General features: G+C 52.5%; 20 protein-coding genes. 7 read left to right on the top strand and 13 right to left on the bottom strand.

The features are described 5' to 3' along the window. Positions 1 to 36 precede the first annotated feature (36 nt). Both E2F51_RS23895 and dsbB read right to left on the bottom strand, forming a co-directional pair. Positions 37 to 201: a hypothetical protein gene (locus E2F51_RS23895; protein WP_167738416.1), complete on the bottom strand. Its 165-nt coding sequence runs from the start codon at positions 199 to 201 to the stop codon at positions 37 to 39. Positions 202 to 342: 141 nt separating this feature from the next. Continuing rightward, positions 343 to 873 carry a disulfide bond formation protein DsbB gene (dsbB, locus tag E2F51_RS19365; protein ID WP_013202453.1) on the bottom strand — a complete coding sequence of 177 codons (531 nt, stop codon included), beginning with the start codon at positions 871 to 873 and terminating at the stop codon, positions 343 to 345. A 310-nt stretch (positions 874 to 1,183) separates the two neighbouring features. Here dsbB and fadR point away from each other — a divergent pair, with 310 nt between their 5' ends. Next, positions 1,184 to 1,903 carry a fatty acid metabolism transcriptional regulator FadR gene (gene fadR, locus E2F51_RS19360; protein ID WP_013202452.1) on the top strand — a complete coding sequence of 240 codons (720 nt, stop codon included), beginning with the start codon at positions 1,184 to 1,186 and terminating at the stop codon, positions 1,901 to 1,903. A 55-nt stretch (positions 1,904 to 1,958) separates the two neighbouring features. On the opposite strand, the gene E2F51_RS19355 is transcribed toward fadR, so the two are convergent. Next, on the bottom strand, positions 1,959 to 3,494 hold the full coding sequence (locus E2F51_RS19355) for a SpoVR family protein (protein WP_013202451.1): 1,536 nt from the start codon (positions 3,492 to 3,494) through the stop codon (positions 1,959 to 1,961). A gap of 525 nt (positions 3,495 to 4,019) precedes the next feature. Between E2F51_RS19355 and E2F51_RS19350 the strand changes: the two genes are divergently transcribed. Beyond that, positions 4,020 to 5,315 carry a D-amino acid dehydrogenase gene (locus E2F51_RS19350; protein ID WP_013202450.1) on the top strand — a complete coding sequence of 432 codons (1,296 nt, stop codon included), beginning with the start codon at positions 4,020 to 4,022 and terminating at the stop codon, positions 5,313 to 5,315. Between the two features lie 29 nt (positions 5,316 to 5,344). Beyond that, complete coding sequence (gene dadX, locus E2F51_RS19345) at positions 5,345 to 6,415, top strand: catabolic alanine racemase DadX (protein ID WP_134824280.1); 1,071 nt, start codon at positions 5,345 to 5,347, stop codon at positions 6,413 to 6,415. On the opposite strand, the gene E2F51_RS19340 is transcribed toward dadX, so the two are convergent. The 6 genes from E2F51_RS19340 to yeaG form a co-directional block, all read right to left on the bottom strand. Next, positions 6,408 to 7,607: a multidrug effflux MFS transporter gene (locus E2F51_RS19340; protein WP_134824279.1), complete on the bottom strand. Its 1,200-nt coding sequence runs from the start codon at positions 7,605 to 7,607 to the stop codon at positions 6,408 to 6,410. The genes dadX and E2F51_RS19340 overlap by 8 nt on opposite strands. Positions 7,608 to 7,750: 143 nt before the next feature. Next, positions 7,751 to 9,217 (bottom strand): undecaprenyl-phosphate galactose phosphotransferase WbaP, encoded by a 1,467-nt coding sequence (gene wbaP, locus E2F51_RS19335; protein WP_053142792.1) that lies wholly within the window; start codon positions 9,215 to 9,217, stop codon positions 7,751 to 7,753. A gap of 420 nt (positions 9,218 to 9,637) precedes the next feature. Next, on the bottom strand, positions 9,638 to 9,871 hold the full coding sequence (locus E2F51_RS19330) for a DUF1480 family protein (RefSeq protein WP_013202446.1): 234 nt from the start codon (positions 9,869 to 9,871) through the stop codon (positions 9,638 to 9,640). Positions 9,872 to 9,976: 105 nt separating this feature from the next. Further along, positions 9,977 to 11,704: a potassium/proton antiporter gene (locus E2F51_RS19325; RefSeq protein ID WP_013202445.1), complete on the bottom strand. Its 1,728-nt coding sequence runs from the start codon at positions 11,702 to 11,704 to the stop codon at positions 9,977 to 9,979. Positions 11,705 to 11,997: 293 nt separating this feature from the next. Continuing rightward, positions 11,998 to 13,278, bottom strand: a complete 1,281-nt coding sequence (locus E2F51_RS19320) for a YeaH/YhbH family protein (RefSeq protein ID WP_013202444.1) — start codon at positions 13,276 to 13,278, stop codon at positions 11,998 to 12,000. Positions 13,279 to 13,350: 72 nt separating this feature from the next. Next, on the bottom strand, positions 13,351 to 15,285 hold the full coding sequence (gene yeaG / locus E2F51_RS19315; protein WP_013202443.1) for a protein kinase YeaG: 1,935 nt from the start codon (positions 15,283 to 15,285) through the stop codon (positions 13,351 to 13,353). 432 nt (positions 15,286 to 15,717) lie between these two features. Here yeaG and E2F51_RS19310 point away from each other — a divergent pair, with 432 nt between their 5' ends. After that, positions 15,718 to 16,467, top strand: coding sequence for a MipA/OmpV family protein (locus tag E2F51_RS19310; RefSeq protein WP_013202442.1), 750 nt, complete (start codon positions 15,718 to 15,720; stop codon positions 16,465 to 16,467). Positions 16,468 to 16,548: 81 nt separating this feature from the next. Beyond that, positions 16,549 to 17,400, top strand: a complete 852-nt coding sequence (locus tag E2F51_RS19305; RefSeq protein ID WP_134824278.1) for an aldo/keto reductase — start codon at positions 16,549 to 16,551, stop codon at positions 17,398 to 17,400. Between the two features lie 48 nt (positions 17,401 to 17,448). On the opposite strand, the gene E2F51_RS19300 is transcribed toward E2F51_RS19305, so the two are convergent. Next, on the bottom strand, positions 17,449 to 18,327 hold the full coding sequence (locus E2F51_RS19300) for a D-hexose-6-phosphate mutarotase (protein WP_134824277.1): 879 nt from the start codon (positions 18,325 to 18,327) through the stop codon (positions 17,449 to 17,451). 67 nt (positions 18,328 to 18,394) lie between these two features. Continuing rightward, positions 18,395 to 19,390 carry a glyceraldehyde-3-phosphate dehydrogenase gene (gene gapA / locus E2F51_RS19295; protein ID WP_013202439.1) on the bottom strand — a complete coding sequence of 332 codons (996 nt, stop codon included), beginning with the start codon at positions 19,388 to 19,390 and terminating at the stop codon, positions 18,395 to 18,397. A gap of 340 nt (positions 19,391 to 19,730) precedes the next feature. On the opposite strand from gapA, the gene msrB reads away from it, so the two are divergent. Both msrB and E2F51_RS19285 read left to right on the top strand, forming a co-directional pair. Beyond that, positions 19,731 to 20,141, top strand: coding sequence for a peptide-methionine (R)-S-oxide reductase MsrB (gene msrB, locus E2F51_RS19290; RefSeq protein WP_013202438.1), 411 nt, complete (start codon positions 19,731 to 19,733; stop codon positions 20,139 to 20,141). A gap of 5 nt (positions 20,142 to 20,146) precedes the next feature. Beyond that, a complete protein-coding gene (locus tag E2F51_RS19285; protein ID WP_013202437.1) occupies positions 20,147 to 20,425 on the top strand; it encodes a YeaC family protein in 279 nt (92 codons plus the stop codon). Positions 20,426 to 20,504: 79 nt separating this feature from the next. Here the strand turns inward: E2F51_RS19285 and pncA are convergent, their stop codons facing one another. Further along, the gene (pncA, locus tag E2F51_RS19280; protein WP_041692329.1) at positions 20,505 to 21,119 is read right to left on the bottom strand and encodes a bifunctional nicotinamidase/pyrazinamidase; all 615 of its coding nucleotides are present in this window, start codon (positions 21,117 to 21,119) and stop codon (positions 20,505 to 20,507) included. A 9-nt stretch (positions 21,120 to 21,128) separates the two neighbouring features. Then, positions 21,129 to 22,148 carry an asparaginase gene (gene ansA, locus E2F51_RS19275; protein ID WP_134824276.1) on the bottom strand — a complete coding sequence of 340 codons (1,020 nt, stop codon included), beginning with the start codon at positions 22,146 to 22,148 and terminating at the stop codon, positions 21,129 to 21,131. Positions 22,149 to 22,152 lie beyond the last annotated feature (4 nt).

Raw genomic sequence — 22,152 nt, 5'->3', positions numbered from 1 at the left:
AGGGCGGGTTTTTTGATCCCACCTGAAAAGTCCGCGTTAAGCCTGAGGCTGACCCGATGGGTCGCTGCCGCCAGGCGCGCCGGGAAGTTGATGACCACCCGGTGGTGCAGGTGGCGGAGCATGCAGGTTGTCCCTTGGGGCACAGCCTGCAAGGACAGCAGAAGAGAGAGCCAGTGCCAGCACAAATACGATTCGTTTCATAACACTCCTTGGACTTTTCTTGCGTATTTTCAGCTTAGTAGCGCAATCACCATCCGACAAATATTTTGCCTGACCATGTGATTTTCAGCCACAAAAAAGCCCGCGAGAGGCGGGCTTGATCTTGCTGGGGTCGCTTAACGCTTAGCGCGAGAACAAATCCCGGCGCTTCGGCTTGAAGGGTTGCGCTATCAATACCAGCACACCCACAATCAGGTACGCGGCAAAGACCACAACTAACCACTGTGGCATGCCCAGCGTCAGAAACGTCCACAGCTTCTCGGTGCAGTCACCTGTTGCTACAAATACGGATGGCAGCCATTTATCCAGTGGCAGCCAGCCTGGGAAACGGGCGGCAAAATCACAGGTGACAAACGGGTTCGGGTGCAGCTGGATCATGGTGTGCTCCCATGAAAGGCGGACGCCTTCCCAGGCGCTGTAGAGCCACACCAGAATGGCGACCCAGCGCAGCGGAGTTTTTGGCGCAATCGCGCCGACCAGGCCAGCACCCATCACGCCAAACAGGGCACAACGCTCATAAATACACATTACGCAGGGTTTCAGCATCATGACATGCTGAAAGTAGAGTGCGGCCATTTCCAGGGCAAAAGCGGTGAAGGCCAGCAGTAACCAGGCACCACGGCCGCGGGAACAGCTATTCAGATATCGCAACATATTCATTCCATGTGAAGGGCGTTCAAACGGCAGTGTAAACTAAATGACTCACCGTGCCAGCCACAGGGGAAGAAATTTTATTGCATAAAATGACTTAAGTTAAACAGAGTGGCAATAAACCTGCTTTTGAGCGATGGCAGCGAGTAAGGCGATTCAGGACGAAAAATGGCCCGTTAAAGCGTCGGCTCTTTTTTCGGATATTTGCGGGATGGGTGCCGTTTTAGGCCAGTGGCGGTCTATGTCATCGCCAGGGCATCTGGTATGATGAGCCCAATATTTGCAGTCATGAACGCAACGGAAACAAAACGCTATGGTCATTAAGGCGCAGAGCCCTGCGGGTTTCGCTGAAGAGTACATTATAGAAAGCATCTGGAACAGTCGCTTCCCGCCGGGTTCGATTTTGCCCGCAGAGCGTGAGCTTTCTGAATTGATTGGTGTCACCCGTACTACCTTGCGTGAAGTGCTCCAACGTCTGGCACGCGATGGCTGGCTAACCATTCAGCACGGCAAACCGACCAAAGTGAATAACTTCTGGGAGACCTCCGGCCTGAGCATTCTGGAAACGCTGGCGCGCCTCGATCACGATAGCGTTCCACAGCTGATCGATAATCTGCTGTCGGTTCGCACCAACATCTCCTCAATCTTTATCCGCCGTGCGATCCGCACCTATCCGGATAAAGCCAAAGAAGTGCTGTTGACCGCGCAGAATGTAGAAGACAAAGCCGAAGCCTATACCGACCTCGATTACAGCATTTTCCGCGGTCTGGCGTTTGCCTCAGGCAACCCTATTTATGGTTTGATCCTGAACGGCCTGAAAGGGCTGTATACGCGGGTAGGACGGCATTATTTTTCCAACCCGGAAGCGCGTCAGCTGGCACGTGATTTTTATCAGCAGTTACTGACCATTTGTCAGAACGAACAGTTTGATAAAATTGTCGATTCCGTCCGTGACTACGGTCGCCGGAGCGGCGAGATCTGGCACGGTATGCAGAATACTATGCCAACGGATTTGCCCCCGCAGCGTCGTTAACAGCAGCGCAAAAAAAAGCCGGTTCAGTTGAACCGGCTTTTTTTATACGCAAAATCTACAGGGTAGAGGTGCGCGGCGGACAGCGATCGAGTAACTCGGTGCTGCCATCGTCGTTAAGCTGCTCAAGATGGATGTCAAAGCCCCACAGACGGTGTACATGCTTCAACACTTCTCTGCGGCTCTTGTCTAACGGCGCACGACTGTTAGGCACATAGCGCAGCGTCAGAGAGCGATCGCCACGCAGGTCAACATCATAGACCTGAATATTCGGTTCAAGGTTACTGAGGTTGTACTGCGCTGAAAGCTGCTGGCGAATAGCCCGATAGCCGGCTTCATCATGGATGGCAGCAATCTCGAGGAAATTATTGCGGTCATCGTCCATTACCGTAAACAGGCGGAAATCGCGCATTACTTTCGGCGACAGGAACTGGCTGATAAAGCTCTCGTCCTTAAACTCGCGCATGGCAAAGTGCATCGTTTCCAGCCAGTCGCTGCCGGCAATATCCGGGAACCAGTAACGATCTTCTTCAGTCGGTTCCTGACAGATACGTTTGATATCCTGGAACATGGCAAAGCCCAGCGCATAAGGGTTGATGCCGTTATACCACTGGCTGTTGTAAGGCGGCTGGAACACCACATTGGTGTGGCTGTGCAGGAACTCCAGCATAAAGCGTTCGGAAACTTTACCCTCGTCATACAAGTGATTGAGGATGGTGTAATGCCAGAATGTTGCCCAGCCCTCATTCATGACCTGAGTCTGTTTCTGCGGATAAAAATACTGGCTGACTTTACGCACAATACGCAAAATCTCACGCTGCCATGATTCCAGCAACGGCGCATTTTTTTCCATAAAATAGAGCAGGTTTTCCTGTGGCTCAGAAGGGTAGCGTGCGGCTTCCGCCTGCGAGGATTCCTTCTCGCGGCGCGGCAAGGTACGCCACAGCATGTTCACCTGGCTTTGCAGATATTCTTCACGGCTCTGCTGGCGAGCGGTCTCTTCCTGCAGGGAGATTTTTTGTGGACGCTTATAGCGGTCGACACCGTAATTCATCAGCGCGTGGCAGGAGTCGAGCAGTTTTTCGACTTCCTCAAGACCGTAGCGCTCTTCGCACTTGGCAATGTAGTTACGGGCGAAGATCAGGTAATCGACAATCGAACTGGCATCGGTCCAGCTGCGGAACAGGTAGTTGTTTCTGAAAAAAGAATTATGCCCATAACAGGCATGAGCCATCACCAGCGCCTGCATGGTTATGGTGTTCTCTTCCATCAGATAGGCGATACAAGGATTGGAGTTAATGACGATTTCATACGCCAGGCCTTGCTGACCATGTTTGTAGCGCTGTTCGGTTTCAATGAATTTTTTGCCGAAGGACCAGTGCGCATAGTTGATAGGCATCCCCACGCTGGAGTAGGCATCCATCATTTGCTCAGATGTGATCACTTCGATCTGATGAGGGTAGGTTTCAAGCCGGTAGAGCTTAGCGACGCGATCGATCTCTTTCAGGTAATCATCAAGCAGATCGAAGGTCCAGTCTGGTCCATCACTGAGTCGTTTGCTGTCCTTTATGGGACCGTCAAAGATAGTCGTCATAGCGCACCCCTTTTTAAAAACCGGTTTTCGACGTTACAACACGTAGCGGCAAAACATCCGTTTTCATGTCGACCTGCCGCTGCACTGCGACCGCAAAGGCAAGCCTGGAATTAAAGCCAATACCTCAATGATAGTTCACTCTCTCTGATTGCTCTGATGAATACAATGGAAATTTTCGACAGAAAATAGAGTCGCCAGGGGAAAATAATTTTAACGTCAGGTGAAATGCGAGAAATGGCTCACAAAACAGAATTATGTGCTGTATATAAGCGAAAGATCTGAACGGATCACTTTCTGCTGAGAAAAGTGAAAAATGCCTGATTTGGACTGATATGCTGCTTTCAACCGCTGTTTGGCAGTATTAAATTCCGAATATAACCGCTCATCTTCTTTTTATTACCCTTCAGAGTAAAAAACATGTGAAATATGTCAGTGCGATGTTGCTGATGTGGTTGCAGTGTTTTAAACCGTAGCACTCGCAGTAATCCAGTTAATTCCTCTTTTCTCAACGGCGGTGGTGCGGTTATGCGAGTTGTCATTCTGGGTAGTGGTGTGGTCGGCGTGGCAAGCGCCTGGTATCTGGCACAGGCCGGGCATGAAGTGACGGTGATTGACCGTCAACCGGGCGTGGCGATGGAAACCAGTGCGGGCAACGCCGGGCAGATTTCTCCGGGTTATGCCGCTCCCTGGGCTGCACCAGGCGTGCCGTTAAAAGCCATTAAATGGATGTTCCAGCGCCATGCACCGCTGGCGATCCGTCCGGATGGCAGTCGTTTTCAGCTGGAGTGGATGTGGCAGATGCTGCGTAACTGCGATATGCACCACTATCAGGAAAACAAAAGCCGCATGGTGCGGATTGCTGAATATAGCCGGGACTGCCTGAAAGCCTTGCGCCAGCAAACCGGTATTGCTTATGAAGGACGGCAGGGCGGCACGCTGCAACTGTTCCGCACCAGTCAGCAGTTTGAAAGCGCCACCAAAGACATCGCCGTGCTGAAAGAGGCCGGTGTACCTTATGAACTGCTGGAAGCGGCGCAGCTGGCGGATGCGGAGCCCGCACTTGCCACCACTCAGCATAAGCTAACCGGGGGTTTGCGCCTGCCGAATGACGAAACGGGCGACTGCCAGCTGTTTACTCAGCGTCTGGCGGAAATGGCCGCCAGCGCTGGCGTGACTTTCCGCTTTAATACCCCGGTTGATGCGTTGCTGCAGGAAGGCAATCAGATTACGGGCGTCAAATGCGGTGCTGAAACGGTGACGGCAGATGCCTATGTGGTGGCCTTCGGCTCTTACTCAACCGCGCTGTTAAACGATATCGTCAAGGTGCCCGTCTACCCGCTGAAAGGCTATTCGCTGACCATTCCGATCAAAAATGAACAGGCTTCACCGGTCTCTACCGTGCTCGACGAAACCTATAAAGTGGCCATCACGCGTTTTGACGATCGTATTCGCGTCGGCGGGATGGCGGAAATTGTTGGCTACAACACTAAGCTGTTGCCAGCCCGGCGGGAAACGCTGGAAATGGTGGTCGGCGACCTTTACCCGGAAGGTGGGCATATTGAGCAGGCGACGTTCTGGACCGGGCTGCGTCCGATGACGCCGGACGGTACGCCAATCGTTGGCCGCACGCCGCTGAAGAATCTTTTCCTCAACACTGGTCACGGAACGCTCGGTTGGACCATGGCCTGCGGTTCCGGGCAGCTGCTTTCTGATATCATCTCCGGACGCACCCCTGCCATTGCTGCAGACGATCTGTCGGTGATGCGTTATCTGCCGGGATTTTACCCGACACCGGGCCACACGCTCCACGCGGCCCGCTGATCTTCCCGTATTGAGAACCAGGAGAAGTTATGTCTCGTCCGATTGTCGCAACTGTCGACACCAGCGCGTTGCGGCATAACCTGGCGGTTGCCCGCCAGGCTGCACCTCATTCCCGTGTGTGGTCCGTGGTGAAAGCGAATGCCTATGGCCACGGTATTGACCGCGTCTGGCAGAGTTTTGCCGCTACGGATGGCTTCGCGTTGTTGAACCTTGAAGAAGCGATCCTGCTGCGCGAGCGCGGCTGGAAGAAGCCGATCCTGCTGCTGGAAGGATTTTTCCATGCTGATGAGCTGGCGATCCTCGACCAGTATCGGCTGACCACCAGCGTGCACAGCAACTGGCAGATCCAGGCGCTGGCAAAAGCGAAGCTCTCTGCACCGCTCGATATCTATCTGAAAGTGAACAGCGGCATGAATCGGCTGGGCTTTGCACCGGAGCAGGTGCAGCAGGCCTGGAACAAGCTGCGCGGTCTGGAAAATGTGGGCGAAATGACGCTGATGGCGCACTTCGCCGAAGCCGAGACCAGCGAAGGCATTGAACAACCGCTCAGACGTATTGAGCAGGCAGCCGAAGGGCTGGATTGCCCGCGTTCACTGGCGAACTCGGCCGCGACGCTGTGGCATCCTCACACGCATCATGACTGGGTTCGGCCGGGTATAATTCTGTATGGCGCGTCACCCAGCGGAAAGTGGCAGGACATCGCCAGCAGTGGGCTGCAACCGGTGATGTCGCTGAACAGCGAAATCATCGCTATCCAGAACTTAAAGACCGGTGACGGAGTCGGTTACGGTTCACGCTATCGTGCTCAGGGCGAACAGCGTATTGGCGTGGTGGCCTGCGGTTATGCGGATGGCTATCCGCGCCATGCGCCAACCGGAACGCCGGTGTGGGTCGATGGCGTGAGAACGCATACCGTTGGCGCGATTTCAATGGACATGATTACCGTGGATTTAACCCCTTGCCTGCAGGCAGGGATTGGGAGTCAGGTTGAACTTTGGGGCAGTAACATCAAGATTGATGAAGTGGCTGAAGCAGCCGGCACGGTAGGTTACGAGCTGATGTGCGCTCTGGCCACCCGCGTGCCGGTCAAAATTAGCTAGTTTTCAACGCGGTCAAAGTACCGCGTACTTTCTTACTGCTGATCCACGCCAGTGAGGTCAGCACCGCACCAATGATCATCATGGCACTGAGCGCAAACTTTTCGTTCAGCGGCAGTGCCATCGCCAGCAAGCCCGCCGATGAACCGCCTGCCATCTGAATAAATCCTGCCAGCGCCGACGCAACGCCCGCCTGCTGTTGATAAGGCTCAAGCGCATAGCTGGTGGCAGGGCCAACGGTAAACGCCAGTCCGGCTACCGAGATCGCCACCGGGAACATATACAGCGCCCAGCTGGTCTGCATCCCGGCCGGAAAAATCAGCATACCGCCCAGCATAGTCAGTGCACCTGCCGCCATCGCCAGACTGCCGATGGCCAGGCAGATGGGGCGGCCCAGCTTACGGATCATTTTATTTACCAGCACGCTGACTAACATGATCCAGAAACCGTTCGCGCCAAAGGCAATCGAGAATTGCAGTGCGGTCAGCTTGCCTTCGGTCATCAGTACCTCCGGTGCCAGCGAAACATAGGTCAGCACCATGCCCATCGCACCGGCATTGGCAAAGGTAAACGCCAGGAAGCGGGGTTCACGCAGTATCTGTGCGTACTGGCGCAAAGGGATCCCTTTCACCGCCAGTGTGCCCGCAGGACGCGTTTCCGGCAGGAAGCGCCAAATCATCAGGCCAATCACCAGCGCATAACCGGTCAGGAACCAGAAAGGCGCCCGCCAGCCATAGGCATCCGCCAGGAAGCCGCCGAGCATCGGTGCCAGCGCCGGAACGATATTTAACGCCCCATTAAGGAAGCCGTAAGCTCTGGCTGCTTCATCACCTTCCAGACGGTCACGGACGCCGCTGAAGGCCACCACAGCCGTACAGCATACGGCACAGCCCTGAACGATACGCGCGGTGAGGAATTGCGGCCAACCGGTCGCCGTCGCCGCCAGAATACTGCCCAGCAGATACAGCAACAGACCGGCAATGGCAATCGGCTTTCTGCCGAAGTTATCGACCAGCGGTCCCGCCACAATCTGACCTAAGCCCATGACCAGCAGAAACAGCGGAATGGTGGTCTGAATCGTGGTCACCGGCGTATTCAAACCGAGAGCGATATCGGGCAGTGTCGGCAGGTAGAGGTCAATGCCCAGCGGCGCCAGAAGCACCAGGCTGAGAAGAAGAAGGGTGAATTTTTGCATCGTGCGTGACGGCATCCGTTTAAAAGCAAGCCGCACAGGGTAGAGATAACGGCTGGAAAAGAAAAGGGGAGTTGGAAGAATTTTATGGAAAGGCGAGAGTCATGCCAACACGGGCGGGCATGACTCTCACTTATCTGACTGTTTTAATAAGCACCATCGCGACGCAGCACCACACCGGCTGTTTTGAACAGGATGGCGATATCGGTCCACAATGCCCAGTTCTTAACGTACCAGGAGTCAAAGTACACGCGGGTGTCGTAGTCGATATCATTACGGCCACTGACCTGCCACAACCCGGTCATGCCCGGTTTGGCCATCAGGTAGTAATCAACGTCACCGGCATAGCGCTCAAGTTCTGCTTCAATGACCGGACGCGGACCCACCAGACTCATTTCGCCCCGCAGCACGTTCCACAGCTGAGGCAGCTCATCAAGACTGGTTTTACGCAGGAACGCCCCGATCTTCGTCACGCGCGGATCGTTTTTCAGCTTAAAGTCTTTATCCCACTCAATACGTGCTTCTTCGCTGGTGGCCAGCAGTTCTTCCAGCACTTCCTTCGAGTTGGTGACCATAGAACGGAACTTCAGGCATTTAAATTTGTGACCATCCTGACCGACGCGTTCATGACCGTAAATCTTGTTACCGCCATCACGGCCCACCATCCAGCAAATCAGACCGAATGCAGGAGCCAGGAACAGCAGCAGCATAGAGGCAACCACCACGTCAAAGGTACGCTTGAGGAAACGGGAAGAACGTTTTGCCAGGTTGTTACTGACCCGCAGGATCATCACTTCATGGCTGAAGATAAAGGACATATCGGTGCCGTACAGCGGCACACCGCGCAGAGTAGGCACCACCGAAACTGAACGACACTTCTTCTTCGACAGCAGCTTCAGCCACTTATCCCGCATCCCTTGCTGCTCATATTCCATGGCCACGATAAACTGGGTGTTTTCCAGGTCAACCGTATCCCAGACAATGTCTTTCGAGGTGATGACCGGAACGCCATTCATACTTTCGGCGCCGGTATGGCCGTTGGGAGCAACAAACGCCGTGACTTCATAGCCCAGCAGCTCTTCACTTTGCAGCGCAGCATAGGCTTCGCGGGCATTTTTGCCGGAACCGATGATGATGGTTTGCTTCTGCCACTGGCCCGCCTTGAGGATGGCATGCTTAACGCTTGAGCGCAGCAGCGGCACCAATACCAGCGCGTAAGCCCAGGTGAAGCTCCACAGCATGCGGGAGAAGTCCCACTTGGAAAAGGCAATCAGCGCCAAATCAAGCAGAGAGAAAATCACCAGGGTTTTAATTATTTCTTTTAATTCAAACCAGAATGGTTTGCGGTAGGTGTAATGACGTAACCGCATCCAAAACCAGGCGGTACAAACCACCGACATAACGAATTGCGCAATGAAGCGAATTTTCACTTCCTGAGGCGGGATAAATATATCTAAGTCACCCCAAATACCTTGCACAGTAGCCGCGGATAAAAACAGGGCCAGATTAATAGAGATTAAATCTGAAAGACTTAACGTGATCTTGGCAATAATGTTTTTTCGGGTGCCGCTAAACGCACGGCGACGGTCATTCAGTACAAGAGTACTTGCCATAGTGCCTGCTCTCTTTTCTTTAAGAATCAGTAACCTGACGAGGTTAATGCACGCGTTCAGGAGTAAAGGTATTGATACTAATTCCACTAGAATCAATAAATTATTCTTGGTAGCTCGCCGCATTCAGAGCGAGAAGAACAAATGGGACAGTAATGAAACATACAGCAGCGTGAATATCACTCTGTTTCACCATGAAGCAGTAGGACGAGTATGCAGGAGTTGTTTGAGTTAGTTAATACGGGAAAATCCTAAAAGTGGCGGGAAAGTGAGCAAAATAAAATTAGGATTAATACGCGTTAACCGAAGCGGTTAAATAGAGAGAAAAGCCAGGCAGTATGACGGTTTAATAACAAAGAGAGGGTATTTAAATGAAGGCTTCACCGCCACGAAAATTCGTCACGGTGAGCAGGGCAGAAAGGATCAGGCCGGTTTTTTTAGTATCCAGCGATCCTGCTGTTTGTCATAATGCCCGATGGCCAGATCAACAGGCTCGCCGTCAATCCACGCCGGTACGCTGGTTTCACCATCCCATCCGTCCAACTGATAGCTCAGGTCGGGGTTGGTCTGACAGGGAATGCTGACGGTCTCCACATTCTGCGCATCCAGCTCTGCATCGATGATTTCATAACGGCCAATCTTGACGATATGTCCCATGATAGTCTCCTCTTTAGTCCAGACACGAACTTTAAGCGTAGACGTTAACGTCAGGAGAGCGAGCATTCAGGACCAGGATTAGTCTTTATCTTAACTATTGACCGGTTATTCTTTCTCTTCGGCTACCCGCACACCAATCTTCACAATCTCGTTGGCTTCTTTCTCTGCCACGGTCCAGATCATGTTTTTCCACTCCACCTGGTCACCCACGACCGGTGCGCCACCGATCATGCCCGCAATCAGATGGCCCAGCGTCTGCTGAACATTCGTCTCTTCATCCAGATCGATGCCGTAAATTTCAGAAACATCATGCAGTCGGGCATCGGCTTGCAGAATAAAGTCGCCGAAGAAACGTTGATCGAGCGATACCGGCGGAGACTGGCTGAAGAGTTTTCCTAACTCCGGCAGGTCTTTCTCGCGACCGATGATGCACAACACGTCGCCTTCCCTCAGGCGGGTATTGCCGGTGGGATGCAGCAGAAGATTATCGCGGAACAGCGCCGCAATCCGGGTTTCCCTCGGCATCTTCAGGTCACGTAATGCGGCACCTACGCACCATTTGTCTGCACCCAACTGGTAGACAAACTGCTCCCAGGGATTTTCTGGATGGATATCCAAACCCACGCGAGAGATTGGCGAAGCCGTAGGTGGGATTACCACGCGGGCTTTTCGCGCGGCATAGCCCAGAGAGGTGCCCTGAACCATCAGGGAAACCAACACCACAAAGAATGCGATATTGAAGAACAGCGACGCGTGCGGCAGTCCGGCCATCATTGGGAACACCGCCAGGATGATCGGCACTGCGCCTCGCAGTCCCACCCAGCTGATGAAAAAGCGCTCGCGGGTACTGAAGCCCCGGAACGGCAACAGGCCAATGTAAACGGACAGCGGGCGGGCAAACAGGATAAGCCAGGCTGACAGCATCATCGCTGGCAGTGCAATGTTCCACAGGTCTTTAGGATTGACCAGCAGCCCCAGCACCAAAAACATGCCAATCTGGCTCAGCCAGGCCATGCCGTCAAAGGTTTGCAGGATGCCGTGACGGTTACGAATAGGGCGGTTACCCAGCAGGAAGCCACACAGATACACCGCCAGAATGCCGCTGCCTTCCAGAACGGTGGTCAGCGCGAATACCAGGATGCCCCCACTAACCGCCAGCAGCGGATAAAGACCGCTGGCCAGGGAGATGCGGTTGATCAGCTGTTGCAACGCCCAGCCCCCACCGAGCCCCAGTACAATCCCCAAACCGAATTGCTGAATCAGATGAACGACAAACATCCAGTCAATGCCGGTCTGGCCTTGCTGGATCATCTCAATCAGGGTAATGGTCAGGAACACGGCCATCGGGTCGTTACTGCCGGATTCGATTTCAAGCGTCGCGCTGACGCGTTCGTTAAGGCCTTTGCCGCCCAGCAGCGAGAATACCGCTGCGGCATCGGTCGACCCAATAATGGCACCCACCAGGAAGCCATCAATCATGTTCAGATTAAACAACCAGGCCGCGGCCATGCCGGTCAGACCTGCGGTAATCAATACGCCGACCGTGGCCAGAGACAATGCCGGGCCCAGCGCCACTTTGAATGAGCTGGCCTGCGTTCGCATGCCGCCATCAAGCAGGATCACCGCTAAGGCAAGGTTACTGATCAGATAGGCGGCCGGGTAGTTATCGAAGACAATTCCGCCGATGCCATCGACGCCAGCCAGCATTCCCAGCGCAAGGAAAATCACCAAAATTGGAATACCAAGCTTTGAAGAGAAGGAACTCAGCAAAATACTCGCAGCAACCAGCACGGAACCGATGATAAACAAACTGTAAATTGCGCTGGCTTCCAAGGGGGCACTCTCCTGTAGGTGGTAAAGGCTTTCTTTAACAGTCTGTTGTAATAACCCGGTGAATGTCAAAACATCGGTGCATTTCATTTAACCAATGTGGACATTTTTCTTAAGGATAGAGAATAACGCAAAAACGAGGCGGGTAAATGCCGTTCAGTGCGCATGAAATGTGGGTTATTTACAGGATTGAATGAAAAAAGTAGAGCAAGAGGGGATTTTAGCACAGTTGAGAGGGGCAATGGTGGAGTAAAGCCAGTAAAAATCTTACTGGCTTAAGGAAAAAAGCGGCGTGATTAGTGGTTCTCTTCAGCCTGTTTGTGGAACAGTGCACGGAATACCGGGTAGATATCTTCCGGCTCGCGAATATGCTGAATAGCAAAGTTATCGAACGTGGCTTGCAGATGCTCATACTCCCGCCACAGGGTCTGGTGAGCGCGTCGGGTTATCTCGATGTAACTGTAATAACGCACCACCGGCAGGATGTTTTTAGCAAGGATCTCATGGCAAAGTGGGGAGTCATCTGCCCAGTTATCGCCATCGGACGCCTGTGCCGCATAAATATTCCATTGCGCCGGGTCGTAACGCTCTTTCACCACTTCATCCATTAACTTCAATGCGCTGGAAACGATAGTGCCGCCGGTTTCCTGCGAATAGAAGAATTCCTGCTCATCGACTTCCTTCGCCTGAGTATGGTGACGTATATACACCACATCGACATTCTTGTAGGTGCGGCTCAGGAAAAGATACAACAGGATATAGAAGCGCTTGGCCATATCTTTGGTGGCCTGATCCATCGAACCTGAAACGTCCATCAGACAGAACATCACCGCCTGACTGGAAGGCTCAGGACGCTTTTCAAAGTTTTTGTAACGCAAGTCAAAGGTGTCGATAAACGGCACGCGCTTGATCCGCGCGCGAAGCTCAGCAATCTCTTTGCGTAAACGGTCTTCTTCCAGCAACTGCGCGGGTTCGGCGTTTTCAATCTCCTTGAGGGCAGTTTCCAGTTCCCCAAGCATGCGGCGCTTACCGGCGGTCATCGCAGTACGACGAGCCAGCGAGTTTTGCAGCGATTTAACCACGCTGATATTTGCCGGCACACCGTTGGCGGTATAGCCCGCACGGTGCACTTTGTACTCGTTGAGCTGACGATGCTGATTTTTCTTCAGGTTTGGCAGCGCCAAATCTTCAAACAGCAGGTCGAGATATTCATCTTTGGAGATATTGAAGACAAACTCATCTGAACCCTCACCGTCCTGACTGGCATTGCCCTGACCACTGCCACCACCGCCGCTGCCACCCTGAGGGCGCTCGACGCGATCGTTTTGCACAAAATGGTCGTTGCCAGGATGGACGCGATGGCGCTGGCCGCCGCGGCCCTGATGGAAACTCGGTTCATTAATGTCATCAATGGGAATAGAAACGGATTCGCCGCTTTCGACGTCAGTTACCGAACGCTTATTGATGGCCTCGGAGATCGACTGTTTTATTTGCGACTTGTAGCGGCGCAAGAAACGCTGGCGATTCACCGCGCTCTTGTTTTTGCCGTTGAGACGCCGATCGATAAAATAGGCCATAACTCCCCCAAACATCGTTGCAAGCAGGGTCGGATTTTACCGACCCCTTGTAAAAAACTTCTCAGGCAACTATCAGGATGATTTTCTGACGCGCAGATACCATTCGCACAGCAGGCGAACCTGTTTGCGGGTGTACCCTTTTTCCATCATGCGATCAACGAAATCATCGTGCTTTTTCTGCTCATCCGTAGAGGTTTTAGCGTTAAAGGAAATGACCGGCAACAGCTCTTCGGTGTTAGAGAACATTTTCTTCTCAATCACCGTCCGCAGTTTCTCGTAACTGGTCCAGTTCGGGTTGCGGCCGCTGTTATGAGCGCGGGCACGCAGCACAAAGTTGACGATTTCATTACGGAAGTCTTTAGGATTACTGATCCCCGCAGGCTTCTCGATTTTTTCCAGTTCCGCATTCAGTGATTCACGGTCAAACAGCTGGCCGGTATCCGGATCGCGGTATTCCTGATCCTGGATCCAGAAATCTGCGTAGGTGACATAACGATCGAAAATGTTCTGCCCGTATTCAGAATAGGATTCCAGATAAGCCGTCTGGATCTCTTTGCCAATAAACTCAGCGTATTTCGGGATCAGATAGCCTTTCAGGTGCTCAAGAAGCTTCTCGGACTGCTCCTGTGGGAACTGCTCACGTTCAATCTGCTGTTCCAGAACATAGAACAGATGTACCGGGTTTGCTGCGACCTCGGCATGATCGAAGTTGAACACCCGCGAGAGGATTTTAAAGGCAAAACGCGTCGACAGACCGTTCATGCCTTCGTCCACACCGGCGTAGTCGCGGTACTCCTGATAGGACTTGGCCTTCGGATCGGTATCCTTCAGGCTTTCGCCATCATACACCCGCATTTTAGAGTAGGTGCTGGAGTTTTCCGGCTCTTTCAAGCGTGAAAGAATCGAGAAGCGAGCCAGGGTTTCCAGGGTGCCCGGCGCGCAAGGCGCATGGGTCAGCTCACTGTGATCCAGCAGTTTGGTGTAGATCTTGATCTCTTCAGAGACCCGCAGGCAGTAAGGCACCTTGACGATATAAACACGGTCAAGGAACGCTTCGTTGTTTTTGTTATTACGGAAGGTGACCCACTCAGATTCGTTGGAGTGCGCCAGGATAATCCCGTTAAACGGCAGGGCGGAAATCCCCTCAGTCCCGTTATAGTTACCTTCCTGAGTCGCGGTCAGCAGTGGGTGGAGCACTTTGATCGGGGCTTTAAACATCTCCACGAATTCCATGATCCCCTGGTTCGCCCGGCACAGTGCACCAGAGTAGCCGTAGGCATCAGGATCGTTTTGCGCGTGGTTTTCGAGTTTACGGATATCAACTTTACCGACCAGCGCGGAAATGTCCTGGTTGTTCTCATCACCAGGTTCAGTTTTGGCAATCGCCAGCTGTTCAAGAATGGACGGCCAGACTTTCACCACCTTAAAGCGGGAAATATCACCGCCAAAATCGTTCAGGCGTTTTGCCGCCCAAGGCGACATGATGGTGCCAAGGTAACGACGAGGCACGCCATACTCTTTCTCAAGAATATTGGCATCCTCCTGCGGATTAAACAGGCACAGCGGATGGTCATTGACCGGGCTGCGCTCGCCATCGGCACTGAGGACATAAATAGGCACTCGCTGCATCAGCGATTTCAGTCGCTCTGCCAGAGAGGATTTACCGCCACCCACCGGACCCAGCAGATAGAGGATCTGTTTCTTCTCCTCTAAACCCTGAGCGGCATGTTTAAGATAGGAAACGATCTGTTCAATCGCTTCTTCCATACCGTAGAACTCTTCAAAAGCAGGGTAGCGTGCAATGACACGGTTAGAGAACAGGCGGGAAAGGCGTGGCTCCTGAGCAGTATCAACCATTTGTGGCTCACCAATAGCCATTAACAGTCTTTCTGCCGCGTTTACGTATGCACTGCGATCCTGCCGACAAACGGTAAGAAATTCCTGCAGTGTGAACTCTTCGTCCTTGGCAGCTTCGTAACGCTGACGATAGTGATCGAATATATTCATAGCGATGCCCGTCCTTTCTTTTTTAGCACAGGTACCAGGAGCCGAATTGAAGTTAGCCCCTGAAGGAACTTATCAATGAGTACAGCAACCCTTATGCCAACCTGACGTTTTTTTATCGGGATACACAAAAATCAGGGTTACTTTGACCGGTAAAAATTAGCTTCTTTCAATAAAGCGTAGTTGGCATTTAAGAAATTTCCTGACCCCCAGGTTATTTTCAATGATATTTCAATAACAAAGTCAGAATCCGGGACAGCGATAACCTTGTCTGATGCGGGTTAGCCGAATTTTGTAAATAAGCCAAAACCCTCAATGAGCGTCCCACCCCCTAAAATTGATTCTACGTGCTACAGAACGTGTAAATTTTTAACCAAAGCCCGGTTGACTGATAAACTAGCCTCTTGATTGTTATATTTATGGAATGAATTAATTGTGAACTATTTCAAAGTTAGCGCGCTTGCTGTGCTTTTACCTTGCTCTTTTGCTGCCTTCACGGCAACGGCCAACCCGCTTACCCTTGGTGCCTCGGTGATTTACAGCCAGAGCCCGTATAAAGGAGGCGAGGGGCGTTACTACCCATTCCCTATTGTTAACTACGAAGGCGACAGCTTCTATGTCCGCAGCCTGACCGCCGGTTATTACCTGTGGAAGGACCAGCAGGATCAGCTTTCTCTGACGATCCTCGGTTCACCGCAAAACTTCGATCCCGATGACACCAAAGACAAGCGTCTGAAGGCGTTAGATAAACGCCATATGACCATGATGGGCGGTGTGACTTACCGTCATACGGCGGATTGGGGGATTGTGCGTACCGTGTTGGCTGGCGATCTGCTGGGCAACAGTGATGGCTTCATTTGGGATGCAACCTACCTTTATCGCTTCCAGTTTGGCGATCTGAGCCTGACGCCGGGCATTGGTGCGCTTTACAGCAGCGACAACCAGAATGACTACTATTATGGTGTGTCGAAGAGCGAATCACGTCGCAGCGGGCTGAGCAGCTATCAGGCTGATGGCAGCTGGAACCCGTATCTGGAACTGACGGCGGCCTACAGCATCAACCAGAGCTGGAACGCCACGCTGTCTGGACGCTATACCCGATTAAGTTCTGAAGTGAAAGACAGTCCAATGGTGGACAATAATTCTCAGGTCACAATCTGGACCGGAGTCAGTTACACCTTCTGATCCGCTTTCATTGCACTAAATAAGGGCGCTTTGCGCCCTTTTGCACGATTGTGGCGATCAAAATCAGTGCAGGAGGTTCAAATGAGCAAATCCGTTATTTTTTCCGGTGATTCCCGTATACCTGCCATCGGTCAGGGAACCTGGTACATGGGCGAAAACGCCAACCAACGCAAACAAGAGGTCGCTGCATTACAGGCCGGTCTCGAGTTGGGCCTGAAGCTTATCGACACGGCGGAAATGTATGCCGAAGGCGGTGCCGAGGAAGTGGTGGGTGAAGCGCTGCAAGGCCGACGCGAAAGCGCCTGGTTAGTATCAAAGGTCTACCCGTGGAATGCCGGTGCTGTCGATGCGGTAGACGCCTGTGAAAGAAGCCTGCGGCGTTTAAAGACCGATTATCTGGATCTTTATCTGCTGCACTGGCGGGGAAATGTGCCGCTGGAGGAAACCATCCTTGCAATGCAGTCGCTACAACGTCAGGGAAAAATTTTACGTTGGGGAGTGTCGAATTTTGACAGCGACGATTTGAGCGAGTTGTTGTCAGAGGAGGGCGGCACGGACTGTGCGGCAAATCAGGTCCTGTATCACCTCGCATCACGCGGGATCGAATACGATCTTATTCCAGACTGCCAACAGCAGCAGATACCCATAATGGCCTATTGCCCGCTGGCTCAGGCAGGGAAACTACGCCATGCACTGCTCACGCACCCGGTGCTTACGGCAATTGCACAACAAAAGGGCATCAGCGTGGCTCAGGTATTGTTGGCTTGGGCGATCCGTAAAGAAGGGATAGTTGCTATTCCTAAAGCCAGTTCGATAGCGCATGTCGCTGAAAATGGCGCTGCGCTGGAGGTGACGTTAAGCAATGAAGAGTTGGGGATGATCAATCAGGCTTTCCCACCACCGACAGAAAAAATGCCGTTAGACGTGGTTTAAACACGCCAGGGGAAGAGTGATTTCCCCTGGGTGCGTCTGCATGACTTATCAACTACCTTTTCGTACCCGGATCGTCGCGGCAAGGCGCGAAGGGGATTCCCCAGCGCTGACCATCGGCTGAGAAATATGGGCCGTCTCAACACAAACCATCGTTTTGTAACCTTCGTTCGCCATATCTCCCATACTGCAGGAGAGTTCCGGACCCGGATTCCAGGTGACAACGTCACTTTGATGGTGGTGATAAACTTCAATTACTCGCTTACCGATTTTGTCGTTGATAACGCTACAATCTTCCGGTTGCGTATGAATACGGTCAACACGATCGGGATAGGTTTGTTTGCCGTCCGGTGAGCTGCCGACGCTGCCGTTAGCCACTTTATCGATAAAGCTGTTACCTAAGCCAGTCACTTCCACACCGTCAATATCGGCTACGCAGAAATAGCTGTGCAGGGCAGCAGTCGCCTCGAAGTCACCGTGGGCTTCCAGTTCAATCTCACAACGGTCAGCAAAGCGGAAACGGGCAAACAGCGTGAAGTCATGCGGCCACAACTTTTTCGTCTGCTCATTACTTTCCAGCACCAGCGTCAGCATCACGCTGTCGTCGTTTTCATCATGCGCCGACAACGTCCAGGGAAGCGTTCGGGCGAAACCGTGCGCCGGTTCACCTGCCGGACCGAACCATGGCCAGCAGATCGGCACGCCACCACGAATCGCTTTGCCGGCCGTCCAGGCGGTTTTCTCGCTCAGCCAAATCACCGGCTTTTCGTCAGCGGGCTGCCAGGCTATCAGCTGGGCACCCTGTAGGGTGACGGCGGCACGAACTTTAGGATGTGCGATCACCACAACGGGCAGGTCGCCAATTTTTCGCTGGGAAATATAGGGCGTTATCTGGGTAATAACCGGAAGCGAAAAGATTTTTTCGTTCATCTGTTTTCCTTAGCGTCAGCCAAAAAAAAGGGCGACCGTAGTCGCCCTCATCATCAGTTCACGTCGCTTATTTAGCGATGTGAGCAACCAGGTCCAGGACCTTGTTGGAGTAACCAGTTTCGTTATCGTACCAGGAAACCAGTTTGACGAAAGTGTCGCTCAGTGCGATACCGGCTTTCGCATCGAAGATAGAAGTCAGCGTTTCACCGTTGAAATCGGTAGAAACCACTTCGTCTTCGGTGTAGCCCAGAACGCCTTTCATTTCGCCTTCAGCGGCGGCTTTGATTGCTGCACAAATTTCTTTGTAAGAAGCAGGCTTAGCCAGACGTGCAGTCAGGTCAACAACGGAAACGTTAGGGGTAGGAACGCGGAACGCCATACCCGTCAGTTTGCCGTTCAGCTCAGGGATCACTTTACCTACTGCTTTAGCAGCACCGGTAGATGAAGGGATGATGTTCTGAGATGCGCCGCGGCCGCCGCGCCAGTCTTTGTGAGACGGGCCATCAACGGTTTTCTGAGTTGCGGTAGTTGCGTGAACAGTGGTCATCAGTGCTTCAACGATGCCGAACTTGTCGTTGATAACTTTAGCCAGTGGTGCCAGGCAGTTAGTGGTGCAAGATGCGTTAGAAACGATATCCTGGCCAGCGTAAGATTTGTGGTTTACGCCCATCACGAACATTGGGGTGTCATCTTTCGATGGACCAGTCAGCACGACTTTTTTGGCGCCAGCTTCAATGTGTTTACGCGCGGTTTCGTCGGTCAGGAAGATACCTGTTGCTTCAGCAACAACATCAACACCGATTTCGCCCCACTTCAGGTTAGCTGGATCACGTTCAGCGGTAACACGGATGGTTTTGCCGTTAACAACCAGATGGCCGTCTTTAACTTCTACCGTGCCGTCGAAACGACCGTGAGTAGAGTCATACTTCAGCATGTAAGCCATGTACTCTGCGTCCAGCAGATCGTTGATTGCAACGATTTCTACATCAGAACGCTGCTGAGCAGCACGGAAAACGATGCGACCGATACGGCCAAAACCGTTGATACCTACTTTGATAGTCATATATTCCACCAGCTGTTGTTAGTGAATAAAAGGTTGGCTGTAAAATTACAAAAACCTTACCAGGCGTCAAGCGGAATCGCTTCAATAGTTGCGACAAATCAAACCTTCACACAGGAATATTCGTCAAAAAGCACATTCCGTGACCACCACTAAACCTTGATCTTGGGTCGTCTTGCCCGAATATAAAGGGGTGATGAATTCAAAGGGTGATCTGAATCACATTTTCGTCTTCGGATCACTTTCAGACTCCGCCTGAGAAGAAAAAAAGCCCTGACGTTGTTAAGTATTTGTTAGAATACTAGCCGATATTTTCAGTTTCACACTGCCAGAGACCCCTAAAATGGCTAAAGACCCGAACGAATTTACTCCAGAGACCGACCTGAACGAGATGCAGCGCTATGTGACGCAGCAGCGTGGCACCGAGCCGCCTTTCTCAGGCAAGCTGTTACACAACAAAGGCGAGGGGATTTATCACTGCCTTGTGTGTAATTCACCGCTGTTCCTGTCGGAATCCAAATATGATTCTGGCTGCGGCTGGCCGAGTTTTTACCAGCCTTATCATGATGATTCTATTAAGTATATTGAAGATGAATCTCATGGTATGCAGCGCATTGAAATCCGCTGTGGCAACTGTGATGCCCATCTGGGACATGTGTTCCCGGACGGCCCACAACCAACTGGCGAGCGCTATTGCGTGAACTCCGCGTCGTTAAGCTTCTCCGACGACGATGGTAATAACATTAAGGGATAACGGCGATGGAACTTGATGAGATGATCGGCACGCTGACCCCGGAAGTCTATCAACGGTTGGTGACCGCGGTTGAAACCGGGAAATGGGCCGATGGCGTCGCGCTTACGCCAGAGCAGAAAGAGAACAGCCTGCAGTTAGTGATGCTCTGGCAGGCTCGCCATAACGATAATCCGCAACATATGAGTGTGGGTAAGGGCGGCGAGATGGTGATGAAGAGTAAAAAACAGCTCAAAGAAGAGTTTGGCATCACCGATGATCACGTGACTCGCATCAAGCTCCAGTAATTATTCCTGCAGGAATAAGCTGCGACGAAGGGGCTCATTGTGGCCCCTAAAATGCCACTGACGACGTTTGAGGGGATCTTTAAAGAACGATCGCCCCTTTAGTCGCCATTTCTTCCAGAGCGCGTTCAGCGTCGCCTGCGGCCAGGTTTACACCCCGACAGCCGGCAGAGAGCACCGTGACGGTATAGCCCAGCGCGAGCGCGTCCAGCACGCTGTACTTCACGCAGTAATCCGTCGCCAGCCCCATCACGGTCAATGCGGTAATCCCCTGCGCTTTTAATACGCTATCCAGACGCGTTTTCTTGCGCCGGCCGTTATCAAAAAAACCACTGTAACTGTCTATCAGGGGATCGTCACCCTTGTAGACACGCTCAGTGATATAGCGTTGCTCCAGCGCTGGATGTAGCTCCGCACCATAGCTGTGCTGGATACAATGATCGGGCCACCAGACCTGCGGCAATCCCGCCAGTTCGCCTTCGGTCCAGGGTTGATGTCCTGCATTCGACGCAAAGCTGCCGTGACTGGCAGGGTGCCAGTCAATCGTGGCTACCACAGGCTGCTGTCGCTGGCTGAACTCTGCCGCATACAGGTTGGCAATCGCGAGGGTGTCATCGCCATCCTTCACCGCCAGCGCGCCACCGCTGCAAAAGTCATTCTGTAAGTCAATCAGAAGCAGAGCCTGCCGGGTAGCCATCATTTTTTATCACTTCTCGTCAGGAGTCAGTTCACCGCGCAGATTGAGCTGCATCAGTCGCCGCACCTCATCACTGGAGAGGTTCTGGCTGAGCAGGAAGTGCAGCTTGGTCAGCGTCGCTTCCACCGTTAAATCATAGCCACTGATCACACCCGCCAGCGCCAGCGCATTGCCCGTGGCGTAACCGCCCATATTCACTTTACCGGACATACACTGCGTCAGGTTTACCACCACAATGCCCCGCGCGGAAGCTTCTTTCAGTTCTTTCAGGAAAGCCGGGTTCTGTGGGGCATTGCCGACGCCATAAGAGCGCAGGATCAGTGCCTTCACCGGTTGTAGCAGGAAGTTGCTGACCACGTCCGAGGAAATACCCGGATAGATGGTGACTACACCAATCGGCTGAGGGGTAATCGGATGAACGATTAATTCGCCATCCCTGGTAGGTGCGGGTGGTGTATTAAGGCGACGAATATGAATACCGGCTTCCAGCAAGGGAGCCAGATTCGGTGAAGCAAAGGCGTTGAATCCATCGGCATGTGCTTTGGTGGTACGGTTTCCGCGGTACAGGGTGTTGTTGAAGAACAACGCCACTTCATTAATTGGATAATTAGCGGCGACGAAAAGGGCGTTTAGCAGGTTTTGCTGCCCATCCGAACGCAGCTGTTCAAGCGGAATTTGTGACCCTGTCACGATTACCGGCTTGGCAAGATTCTCCAGCATAAATGACAATGCCGAAGCAGTGAACGCCATGGTGTCGGTGCCATGCAGGATCACAAAGCCGTCGTATTGATCGTAATTTTTACGAATATCATCCGCAATCGATTGCCAGTCCAGCGGCGTCATGTCTGAAGAATCAATCAGCGGCTGGTATTCATGAATGGTGAAGTCGGGCATTTCGGCGCGATGGAACTCTGGCATATTGGCCAGCTGTTGCTGCAAATGTCCGGAAACAGGGATGAAGCCCTGATCGGAACGCTGCATGCCAATGGTTCCGCCGGTATAGGCGACGTAAATAGATTTCTTTTGCATGAAT

This window comes from Erwinia sp. QL-Z3 (assembly GCF_004551645.1).
Lineage (GTDB): Bacteria > Pseudomonadota > Gammaproteobacteria > Enterobacterales > Enterobacteriaceae > Erwinia > Erwinia billingiae.
The sequence above is the reverse complement of the archived record's forward strand: the minus strand, read 5'-3'. Positions and strand labels throughout refer to the sequence as shown.